Genomic DNA, 12,038 nt, shown 5'->3' with positions numbered 1-12,038 from the left:
CAATATCTCATCTTTATCTTTAAACACATTTTTTAACTAAAATTTAGGATGAATTCGTCTAGTGCGATACTGATGAATAATCTGTATAATATATTTCATTTACTCAAAATGATAATGGGCCAACAGTTAAAGAGCTTACGGGATTTCCAAAAAAAATTAGCTCTTTTTTTTGGAAGGAATCTTCTTTCAATCTATTACTCACCTAATTCTAAAATTCAGGTCTGGAATGGTTATCTATGAAAAAGTGGTGAATACGGTGGAGCCTTATGCAATAGTTTTCAACTGTTATTTTAATGGCCTAAGTATAATTCAGGAATTAGGCAAAAATGGAATAAAATGTATAGCAATGGACTGCATCCGTGATATCGGAACTTTTTCGAAATATGCTCAGTACCAGAAGTGTCCTGATCCATTAGAAAATGAAGATGAATTTATTTATTTTTTATATAATTTCTGCAAGAAACTGAATCATAAGCCGGTTCTCTTTCCAACAAACGATCACTGGGCTGTAGCTATCTCTAAGAATAAAAAGTTATTGTCTGAAGTTTCACTCCCTGTCGTAGCGGACTGGGAAACAGTAAAAATTTTAGTTAATAAAAATTTATTTTATGAAATTGGAGACAAAATGAATTATTTAACTCCTCACTCTTGGGATATTAATGATTTAAACAATTTGAATGAAGAAAATTTCCCTATTATAGCAAAACCAGTTTTTAGAAGAACTTCCTCTAACGAAGACTTAAAATATATTACTCAAAATATGGATAGGCTAAGATTTAATATCATTAAAAATAAAAATGAGCTAGTTAAATTCATCAAAAGAGAAAACGAATTTATTGATAAACTCATATTTCAAGAATATGTTAATGGAATGTCAGACAGTATGTATACTGTTGGTATTTATTCTGATCGCCATTCTGAAATCTTAGGACTATTTACAGGTCATAAGGTGAGAGGATATCCAGCAGACAGTGGTGATTGTGTTGTTGGCGAATGCGTAAAAGTTCCTGAGCATATTATAAAAAACACAAGAAGGATAGTAAAGGACCTTAAATATTCGGGAATCGCCGAGTTTGAGTACAAAAAAGATTCAATTTCAGGTGAATTTAAGTTAATTGAAGTAAACCCTAGATCTTGGTCATGGATAGGGATTACACCTGCCTGTGGAGTTAGCCTGCCCTTAATAGCGTATAAGGATTCATGTGGACAAAATGTAACGTTTACTGAAAGCAATCAAAAAGATAGTTCTGTGAGATACGTAAAAATAATTCAAGATTTCTTTAATTGTAACTTTAACTATAAAAAAGATTACCCACAGTGGAATATGTCTCTTTCTGAGTGGATACATGACATAAATACAAAAAAGATAATTTTTGCAGAATTTAATGCTGGAGATTGGATGATCTCAATTAGACTATTATATGGTTCCTTAGTTAGAGTAACGGGATCTCTCAAGAATTCAATTTTTAACCATAGTAATACCAAATAACCAACACTATAAAATCGGTTCTGTAGAAATCCTTAATTCGATCCATATTATTTCTATTACTTTTTTGTTTATGTTATAGACTATCAGTTTAACTTTTACTTCTTTTACTTGATTTCTAACCTTTCTTGCTCTTAATGTTTCTCCAAATTTCCTTTTTACGACAGATATTATTGTCTCTACTATATTCCTTCTATTGTATCTGATTCTGTCAAACTCTTTTTTTAACTGCTTTCTATATTTTCCGTTTATTCTCTTTCTTTTTCTTTCTCTTAAAGGTACTACTGAATCTGCTTTTATCTCTTCTCTTATTAGAGTATGAATTTCTTCGGAATCATACCCTTTATCCATTACATAACATTGAGACTTTCTTGACCTGTTTGATTGTCTTATCAGAGTTTTTGCATGCTTGACATCATGATCTGTTTTTTGGCTGATTTTCCATCCTAATATTATTTTTTTAATGGTGTCTACTGATATTGAAGTTTTAAGGAAGCTCCTTCGGAGCTTCCCTGTTCTTTTAGAATAATAATGACTTGCATATGAACTCGTAAATCCAGTTGAGTCAATTGCTGTAATAGAAGCATTTTCTCCATGTGAATAAAATAGTTTTAGAGTTTTTGACAAAATTAGGTTAAACAATGAGGAAGGAACTCTGGACACAAACTTTTGAAGAGTAGTGTAATGAGGAACCTTATCAAGGTCAAATTTTTCCTTTATATTACTCATGAGGTCAATAAGTTCTACAAAGTCACGGTAGTCTGTACTTATATACTCCTTCAATGAAACAAGAACAAGAAGCTGATGTTGAGTATAAACGCGTTTAGAATATTTACAGGAGTAAAGGTTCAGTCTGCAAGACTGAACCGTTTTAAGACTGAGATCGATAAATTTAATATACTTATTTGATGACAATAACAATTGCTCCTTCGTTTTTTGTGGGGACAAAAAATAAGGAGCATTTTTACAATTTTGTTTTTATATATTTTTGGGTAAAAATAGAACTTAGAGGATTTCTACAGAGCCATAAAATCTTCAATTTAAGTAAAAATAAGGTTATAATTTTTCATTCAGATGTATATTAATAACTTTATTCTGTTCTTTACAATTTCTTATGGGTTGAAAATAATTGCTTAATTATACAGTTATCCTGCCAAAATAGAAAACATCAAGCTTGATTGTGGTTCCTAAAAATAAATGTCTCTAACTATTAGATGTATCACTCTAATATACAAGAAGTAGGTATGAATCACTTACTCAAAACAGCGAAGAGACTTCATTTTACTTGATTTTAGAACTTCCTGGCTAAGAATTTCTCCAAATTTCTTTTTTATTACTGAAAACACTTTTTCAACAATACTTTTTTTACTGGTTTGAATCCAATAATCATTTTTTTCGGTATTAGCTAAACTAGAGTCCTGAAAAGCTCTTTATGAATTTCCCTGTTCATTGAGAATGTTAATGAGTTGTATAAAAGCTTGTAAATAATTTTGCACTTACACGGTTACTGTTATCGTCTCTCCTGTTGATCAAAACAGTTTTAATATTATGCTCAAAATTATAGTTCCTACCTTAATTGAAATTTTAGTTGAGAATGGAACGTTTCCAGCGATTTCTAGCAAGTGACAATTACTTTCTTATCTTGGTAGTTGATTATATTCTTTAAATGTCATTTCAATTGAAATGACATTTAATCAATTTTTTTTGAAACATTTCCAAACAATCTCAACACGATTTAATCAAGTGCTACAGTTACAATATTGCTGTAATTATTCAACAATTCAGTTGCTTTTATAATCAGCTTTTCAGATCCCTTATCGTTTATTTTCTTTGCTGGGACTCCTGCAATTCCAATATTTGGTTCTGTAAACGATCTATTTACAACCGAATTAGCTCCTATAGCTATCCCGTCAGCAATTATAATATTCCCAAATATTTTCGCCCCTGGCCCTATGTAAACACCGTTCCCAATTTTTGGGGCAACGTCAACATATCCTGCTGTAGTTCCGATACTTGTGCAGGCATGTATCCTGCAGTTAGCACCTACTTTTGCATTCTCATTCACAATAATAGTGCCTCTATGGCCAATAGATAATCCTGGACCAAAAACATTTGGAGGAATAGTAAATCCAAGTAGCATACTCAATATAAAAAATTTAAGGTGTAAGTATATATAAAGTGGATTACTTTTTTTCAATCGTTTACAATTTTGATGATACTCGATTTTTCTTAATAATTTTTGAAATGCCCAAATTTCATCTATAACAATTTTTTTCTCTTTTTTTCGCCCTAAGGCAATTCGATCAGCCTCTAAATAATATTTATAATCCTGTTTGGATTTTATCATGGTATCTCTATCTCTCATTATATTTACAATTCCGATTTGTGATAATGTTGTAAGAATATAAGATTTTAATATTATATTGACTAATTTATCGTTTTATCATCATGATCTGCTTTTTTAACTGTATCTATGCTTTAGATCAAAAATAATGTTAAAAATCAATTCCCACCACTTTTTCGACTAGTGCTTTTGGTAATTTGAGACAAGTTAATAAGTTTATTTATCTCAACGTCTGTTTTCAAAATATATGCATAATAAATACAGATTGCCAGAAAAGAACAGAATATGAGTAAAATCTCGCTGGCTCCAGTAAATTTGAGACTAATAAGAATAACTCCTGTAGGAATAAAGAGAAGGAAGTTAGAATATACTATTTTTATCGCCCTAAAAATCTTAACTCCTGAGTAGGACATTATCTTCATGCATAAGTAACCATATACTACAATTCCTGATATAGAAAAGAGAATTAGCGCAACACGAGCATTTCCAACAATTCCTCCAATTGTAAGGGATAGGAAGCGTGTAAATAAATTTAGGAAATTATAACGCAAACCAAATTGCTGTTTTTCCATTACTGTATATAGAGTGCTTAAAGGAGAGGAGATAAACCAAAGAAAAGCCCATATACCCAAAATTTGGGCATAAACACCTGCTTCTTTCCAGGCTTCTCCAAAAACTACAGTAAAAATATCACTGCCTACAATTGTCAAAACTAAAATTGGAAATACACCTATAATTACAAGCATTCTGAAAACATTCTCAACAAGGACATCAAGAGTGCCCTCGGATAAAGCTCTTGAGGCTCTCTGGAAAAATACTTGTGAAATTGAAACGCCAATGAAGCTCATAGGCAATTGTAGAAGCCGGAAGCCAAGAGAGTAAAAACCGACAATTGCTGGAGAAAAGAAAGCTGCAAGAAGGAAAGCAGGAAGCTGCCAAGAAACGGTGTTCATGAGCGCAGACCAGCTATCCATAAGTGGAAACTTACGATACCTTACGAGTCCCTGATATATTTTTCTCCAACGCACGCTCTTCGCAAACATTTTTTTGTCATTTTTCCATATTTGCCATCCCAGAATGAGTGTCGCAACAAATTGGCCGGCAAGGTTGCCAACTATCAGGCTGCCAGCACTGGAAATTTTTAAAAATCCAAAACAAATTTGTGTTGTTGTCGTTAAGATCGAACCATAAACTCTCGATAAAGAGAGTCTTTTAAAATGTTTTGTTCTTGAATTCCATTGATTCAACGCAAGAAAAATTCCGTTTACAAACACAAATGGAGGCACAAGCCACAAGTAGTTACCTATCTGAGGAGAATTTAGAAGATCAACTATTGGGATTCTGAAATACCAAACAATTGGCACAGTTAAACCTGTTACAGCTAGGACTACCAGGAGACTCAGCCCTAAAAGGTTTACTGCATCCTCGTCCAATTCGGGGAGCATTATAGAATTATCGTATCTCATACATGAAACTATACTAATAATACTTACGATAGAGAGATAGAGAGTAAAAACTCCAAAATCTTCAGGTCCGTAAAGGCGAGTCAGAACAGGCGATGCCAGAATCATAAGGATTTGAGCAAAGGCTGTCCCACCTACAAGTGTCAGTACATCGGATGCAAAACTTGCCTTTTTTCCGTTGTTAGATGATTTTCCTGTTATTTCTGCTGTCGTTTTATCCATAGTCAATACCTTCTAATGAACCTACAGTTCAGCAGCCAAGAATGAGATTTCTGAGCCATTTTTCTTTCTACACTGTTTTTCTGTTCTCAGGGCTCATTTTTATGATTTCAGGCCTGGTGCCGAGAATAATTGCAATCTTCATACTCTTACCCTATTCTTCTTTGGTGACATCTCGAACAGTATTAATTTTTATTGAATAACACTTTAAATTATTTAAAACACTTGGTTTACTTTGACTATCTCTATATCTCGGTTTTTTAAATATCTGCAACTAAATTATAATTCTATTCTCACGCTACCTACAAAAAACCTTTATAACTTTACTTCAAAATATACATTCAGGATTACTTCCAATAGATGTTTTTCAAAACCGTGTTAATAATTTACACTTTTAACTTGCAGTGAGAGACTAAAGGTGTGAAACTGTTGAGCTTTTGAGAAACCATTCATGCTTCGGAATTGAGGAGTTTTACGGTATTAGATCTTGAGCCACTTGAAAAGAATTTAAAGACACTATGAAGAATTTAAGATCTAAAGCGGGAGTAATTGTTAAAAAATTGGTAAAAAGATAAGAGATTAAGCTCGAAAATTTATATCTATCAGGTAGTTCTACGCAATTCAGAATTTATTTGATGCGTCAAGAAAGCACAGGTCTCCTTATCCAGGACTTTATGTTGGTGATTTGTCTATGAAATATATACGAAAAGTTTGCCCTGTCTGTGGCAATGAGTTCTTTGTTTTGAAAACTGCAAAAGAGAAAGCTGTTTACTGCAATCTTGAATGCTGGGTAAAGGCGCAGAAACGCTCATGGCACCAGGAAGATTGTTTATCAGCTACTAAATAACTCCTGGCTAACGAATCTTTCTCTATCGTACTAAAGAAAGTTCTCTTTCATTAACTAATTTTTAAACCATTCTCTCATTCCCTGAACTCTTTGAATATCCTTTTTATCTGTTCATCGGTTCTCAAAATGTACAGGTAATAAACCCCTATAATTACACCGGAAATGACAACGAGCAGGATTTGATTCACTTCCGCCATTTTAAGGGCAACAATCATAACTCCTGCCGGGATAAAAAGAATAAAATTCGAGAATACGATTTTCAGGGCTCTTGAGACCTTTACCCCGGAATAGGACATCATTTTCAGGCAAAGATAACCGTATACCACAATTCCTGAGGCTGAGAAAAGGATAAGTGCCAGTCGTGCGCTTCCGAGCAGTCCGCCGATCGTAAGGGAAAGCAGGCGGGTGATCAGGTTGAAAAAATTATAATGAAAACCGAAGTGATGCTTTTCGACGATCACATATATAGTGGTTAGCGGGGATGAGATAAACCATATAAAAGCCCACAGGCTGAGGATCTGTGCATAAACGCCTGCTTCTGCCCAGGCTTTTCCGAAAACAACCGTAAAAACATCGCTGCCGACAATTGTCAGAACCAGAATAGGGAACATGCCTATAATTACAAGCATCCTGAATACGTTTTCAACAAGAGAGGGAAGAGTACCCTCGGATAAGGCTCTTGAGGCTCGCTGGAAAAAAACCTGTGAAATCGAGCTTCCTATGAAACTCATTGGCAATTGCAAAAGCCGGAAACCAAGGGAATAAAAGCCTACTACCGCAGGTGTGAAGAAGGCAGCAAGAAGGAAAGCAGGAAGCTGCCAGGAGACGGAGTTCATAAGAGCAGCCCAGGAATCTATAAGTGAAAACTTGCGGTACTTTTTAAATCCCTCATAAACTTTCTTCCAGCTCAGGCTTTTCACAATTAGCTTCCTATCATCTCTCCAGATCTGTCCTCCAAGTACAAACGATGCAATAGACTGTCCGGCAAGACTTCCAGTTATCAATCCGCCTGCACCGACTTTTTCTACAAGCCCCAGCCCAACCTGCGTTGTAACGCTCGAAACCGAACTGAAGACTCTCGAAAGAGAAAGCCTTTTAAAAAGTTTTGTTCTTGAATTCCAGTTATTCAATGCAAGAAATAATCCATTTACAAAAATAAACGGAGGCACAAGCCAGAGATAATCTCCTATCTGTTGAGAATTCAGAATGTCGATTATAGGCTCTTTAAAATACCATACGGCTGGAAAGGTTAAAACACTTACAAACAGCACCGCCAGAAAACTCAACCCTAACAGGTTTACAGCCTCTTCGTCCGACTCAGGCAGCATTATGGAATACTCGTACCTCAAACATGCAATAACACTGATAATACTGGTGATAGAGATATACAGAGCCCAGATCCCGAAATCCTCAGGTTCATATAATCGGGTTAACACAGGAGCAGATAGAATCGTAAGGATTTGAGCAAAGGTTGTCCCGCCGGCAAGTGTCAGCACATCGAAAGCAAAGCTTTCCTTCTTGCTATTACCAGACCGTTTCTTCGTTGCATCCGCTGTTGTCTCATCCATATCGAGTACCTTAAAAAAAATTTCCTTCAGAGCTGATCTCTATGTATTCCTTGGGGTATGACGTTCTCAAGCCGATGTTGGATATCTGGCTTTTCACCCTCTAAGTCCCCTATAAATAAGCCTTCCCTAAATAAATTTGTCGGCTTCCTTAATTTACATATACGGTAACAATTGAGAATACAAATCCTCCTCACTTCCCCCAACATTACTTTACTATAGGTTCCTTTTTATGGTTTCTGGCAGGATGCCAGTAATATACACAGTTTGAACCGAATATCGCTGTAAACCTTGGAAGAACCCAGAATCCACAAACTGATATGAATCCTTCTGTGCTGTATCTGGCGCGCACAACTGAGAAAAAGTTTATTAATCTAATCACACCTATCTGAGGTGTTAATAATGTTTCTTTAGCTGATTAACGTTACTTATCCGGAAATATTTAATTTATCCTGGCGTCTCCAGTAATTATCAGTTGAATATGCCAGGATTATATAGACAATTTTTCAATGCTCCGGTTCAATCTTAGCGGACCACCAGTTATATATTTCTTCTCCGCTTGCGATCCAGGCTTTTTTGCCGGAGACGTATCTGAGGAACTTTTCATAATATTTGAGGCAATCTTCCTCAATGCATGTATTATTATGCCATAGAACCGTAATTACACCATTGCATTGTTCAACCTTATCAATAAGACTTTTTGTGAGTTCACATGCCTGCTTGATGTCAAGCCGCATGTAGCTTCTTAATAAAGTCCGGTCCATAAGTATGAGAGGAAGCTCAAGGATCTCAATTTGTTTTCCGGTATTTATATTATAGGGCCTGAAAGGATGGCACATTCCATTTCTAAAACCTGCGCAATCCGCGTACCCGAACGTTGTATCATACTTAAAATTTGCTTTGCTCAGTATCTCCCATGTACCCGGCACTTTAAATCTTAAAAAGTGATTCCTGTACCCTATAATCTGCTTCCCGAGAACCTTTTCAAGCCTTTGCTTTTTTTCCATGATATCTTCAAAGCTCTTATAAGATTCGTGCCCTCCATGAAGGCCTACTTCCCACCCATGAGAGGATATAAACTTTAATTCGGATTCGAGATCCTCAATTTCATAGTTGAAGTCTTTCTCTCCAGGGCGCAAGACAAGAAAATAAAAGCTGGATTTAGCATTGTATTTTGCCTCCAGCTCCATTATTTCTCTGAAGTTCCAGCAGGGGTTCCATTTTTTGTTAATTCTGGAAAAAGGGGTTTTCATTACATCTATTAAATTCCCTTTAATTAATGCCTTGGCAGTCCCGACTATCGGGTAGAGTTTTTCCGGGTACACCACATCAATATCATGAGTAAGGCAAACAGCAAATTTTTTTCCATCCGGGTACTCAGGGCGTAACCCATTTTCTACCAGAAATCTGGAGACTCTTGGATCAAAAACATTCCTCTGACCGCTTAAATAGTAAGGAAACCTATCGTACTGGTCAGAGAAGGCCAGATTGTATTCTTCTTTTTTGGTATACAGATCCCAGAGTTCCTCGTTTTGTTTTAGTTTCTCAATCATTTTTTCGCCTTTTTTCCAGATTTGAAAGACTGAACTAATCTCCCAAAGAGAACTATGTTCACACTATTACATGTTCGTTTTTATCGCCTCTCCCGATCCCCTTATAGACAAACCCCCTGCCAATAAACTCATCCGGTTCAATTACATTTCTTCCATCCACAATAACCGGATTCTCTTTACCTGAAACTCCCTTCATCCAGTCAGCCTTTACATCAAAGTATGCACTGTGCCCTGCAAGAACAATCACAGCATCCGCATCCTTGATAACTTTTTCAAGATTATCCGAGATCTCAGTCCCTGGATAGTTCACAACATAAGGATCATGCACGGTGACTGTCGCGCCCGCTTTCAGGCAAAGTTCCCTGTAAGGTTCTGATGGCGTATTCCTTGCATCGTCCGAATCCCGAATGAAAGCCCAGCCGAGCATTGCAATCTTTGAGCCTTTCATCTCCTTGCCTATCCTCTTAAGGGCTGCAGCAGTCAGGTTGTACATATGGACGGGCATGAAATCATTGACTTTTCTTGCGAGTACGTAAATCGAATCTGCACCCTCGGGATAGTCAAGCTGCCCGCTTCCTATCTTGATTCCTCTTTCAAGATGATATGTATCCTTGGTAAGGCAGTGGCCACCAACTCCGGCTCCTGGCCAGAGTATCGCTCTTGTGATACCGTCCCCTTTGAGACTGTCAACTCCAGTCCTGACGTCGTATACATTTATGCCCATTGCCTCACAGTACAGGGCAAGCTGGTTAATTGCTGCGATCTGGAGGTCGCGGAAAGTGTTCTCTGCAGTCTTCGTGACCTCGGCTGCAGTTGCACTCATAGGAATTACTTTCCCCACAGTCAGTACAGGAGAATAGAGCTCAACAGCGCGCGTGGTGCTTACTTCATTAATGCCGCCCACAATCCTGTCGTGTTCCCTGATATTCTTCAAAAGCCTCCCAACCATTACTCTTTCCGGGGCATGGGCAAGGGCGAAGTCTTCTCCTGCTTTCAGACCTGACTCTTCTTCAAGAATCTGTTTTGCCATACCTTCGGTTGTGCCCGGGGTGATTGTGGATTCAAGAACTACGAGCATACCTGGTCTAAGATATTTTCCAACATTCCTTATACCTTCAATTAGTGCTGAAAAATCGGGTTCCAGGTCTTTGGGATTTGCAAAAGGAGTTTGAATTGCAAGAGTGACGGCATCAAGTTCTGATATCCTTGAGAAGTCAGGAGTGCACTCGAACTTGCCAGCTTTTACGACTTTGCTAATAAGATCTTCAAGGCCTGGCTCTTCTCCTTTAAGAGGGCTTTCCCCGCGGTTGAGCATATCGATTTTGTAACTTGAACTTTTTGAGTTGCGCTGGAAGCCGAGAACTTTGTCAAAACACGGGGCATCTGCGAAAAGAACAGCTGAAGGAATACCCACATAGCCCATTCCAAGCACTCCTATTTTTTTGATTGGGCCCCTTTCCTTGAGAAGTTTTTCTAATTTACTCATATTATCACTCTAAACTATCTTTTTTCAAATTCTTCAAGTCTTTAATGTTTTCAATGGTGTTCGAGATTCTATTTCTTAGGCGTTTTGTCCAGCTCATATTCCTACTTCAATTAGCCTTTCTTCCTCGTAGGATTTTATGGCTGCCATTGCCACTTCAAGAGCATGCTTTCCGTCTTCCCCGCAGGGGTTAGGGCTTTTACCGTTCGCAGCACAATCTACGAAATAACTGAGTTCATTTTTCAGGGGTTCACTCTGTTCTACTTTGGCTTTTCTTATCCACTCATTATCATGTATCTGTACTGTCTGATTGATGTAGTCCAGATAAGCAACACCCTTAACTCCGATTGCTGTCAGCTGCCTCACCTTGTGCGGAGTAAGCCAGTTTGTTTCCACAACTCCTGCAAAGTTATGGTCCATACGCAGGATAATTGAGGCATGATCTTCAAACGAGTGAATATCTGCACCTGCAATTGCATAAACGCTATTTATTTTCCTGCCGTAAAGGTATGAGATCACATCTATATCATGAACTCCGATGTCCAGGATTACTCCTACGTCTCTGATCCTCGGATTATAAGGACCGACTCGTTTGGTAGAGATTGAAACTATCTTTCCCAGAATTCCTGAATTAATAATCTCTTTGAGTTTTATGACTGCGGGGTTAAAGCGCTCAATATGCCCGACCATAAGGATTTTTCCCGCTTTTTTTGCGGCTGCTATCATCATGTCCGCACTTTCGGTCGTATCTGCAATCGGTTTTTCCACAAGGACATGTATCCCTGCGTCAAGAGCATCAAGTACAACCTGCTTATGCAACTTGGTGGGCACAACTACGCTTACTGCATCAAGCCCTTCTGCAAACATTTTCTTATAATCTGTAAAGGCTTTTGTCCTGAATTGCGTAGCCATTGCCTCGACACGCTTCTGGTCTACATCTGAGATTCCTGCGAGCTCCACGTCGTTCATTTCACTATAAATTCTTACGTGGTTCTGCCCCATGGCACCTGTACCTATTACTCCTACTCTGATCAAAAGTCTCACTTCCTGGTTCTGAGAATGCAGTGGCTGGAAAACT

The 12,038-nt window shown here is 37.4% G+C and carries 8 protein-coding genes; 1 reads left to right on the top strand and 7 read right to left on the bottom strand.

The features are described 5' to 3' along the window. Positions 1–226: 226 nt before the first annotated feature. Positions 227–1,489, top strand: coding sequence for a hypothetical protein (locus tag EQO05_RS07655; protein ID WP_128505291.1), 1,263 nt, complete (start codon positions 227–229; stop codon positions 1,487–1,489). A 6-nt stretch (positions 1,490–1,495) separates the two neighbouring features. Here the strand turns inward: EQO05_RS07655 and EQO05_RS07650 are convergent, their stop codons facing one another. The 7 genes from EQO05_RS07650 to EQO05_RS07620 all read right to left on the bottom strand — a co-directional run bounded on the left by EQO05_RS07650 (position 1,496) and on the right by EQO05_RS07620 (position 11,995). After that, positions 1,496–2,401, bottom strand: a complete 906-nt coding sequence (locus tag EQO05_RS07650; RefSeq protein ID WP_128505289.1) for an IS5 family transposase — start codon at positions 2,399–2,401, stop codon at positions 1,496–1,498. Between the two features lie 820 nt (positions 2,402–3,221). Then, complete coding sequence (locus EQO05_RS07645; protein WP_240664460.1) at positions 3,222–3,851, bottom strand: serine acetyltransferase; 630 nt, start codon at positions 3,849–3,851, stop codon at positions 3,222–3,224. Positions 3,852–3,988: 137 nt separating this feature from the next. After that, on the bottom strand, positions 3,989–5,515 hold the full coding sequence (locus EQO05_RS07640; protein ID WP_128505288.1) for a lipopolysaccharide biosynthesis protein: 1,527 nt from the start codon (positions 5,513–5,515) through the stop codon (positions 3,989–3,991). 918 nt (positions 5,516–6,433) lie between these two features. Then, positions 6,434–7,927 carry a lipopolysaccharide biosynthesis protein gene (locus EQO05_RS07635; RefSeq protein WP_128505286.1) on the bottom strand — a complete coding sequence of 498 codons (1,494 nt, stop codon included), beginning with the start codon at positions 7,925–7,927 and terminating at the stop codon, positions 6,434–6,436. A 503-nt stretch (positions 7,928–8,430) separates the two neighbouring features. Further along, on the bottom strand, positions 8,431–9,477 hold the full coding sequence (locus EQO05_RS07630) for a polysaccharide deacetylase family protein (RefSeq protein WP_128505284.1): 1,047 nt from the start codon (positions 9,475–9,477) through the stop codon (positions 8,431–8,433). 58 nt (positions 9,478–9,535) lie between these two features. Then, a complete protein-coding gene (locus tag EQO05_RS07625) occupies positions 9,536–10,963 on the bottom strand; it encodes a nucleotide sugar dehydrogenase (protein ID WP_128505282.1) in 1,428 nt (475 codons plus the stop codon). Positions 10,964–11,056: 93 nt separating this feature from the next. Next, the gene (locus EQO05_RS07620) at positions 11,057–11,995 is read right to left on the bottom strand and encodes a UDP-N-acetylglucosamine 3-dehydrogenase (RefSeq protein WP_128505280.1); all 939 of its coding nucleotides are present in this window, start codon (positions 11,993–11,995) and stop codon (positions 11,057–11,059) included. Positions 11,996–12,038: the final 43 nt, after the last annotated feature.

The sequence above is a fragment of the Methanosarcina sp. MSH10X1 genome (genome assembly GCF_004099695.1).
Lineage (GTDB): Archaea > Halobacteriota > Methanosarcinia > Methanosarcinales > Methanosarcinaceae > Methanosarcina.
This window is presented reverse-complemented; position numbering and strand designations above follow the sequence as displayed.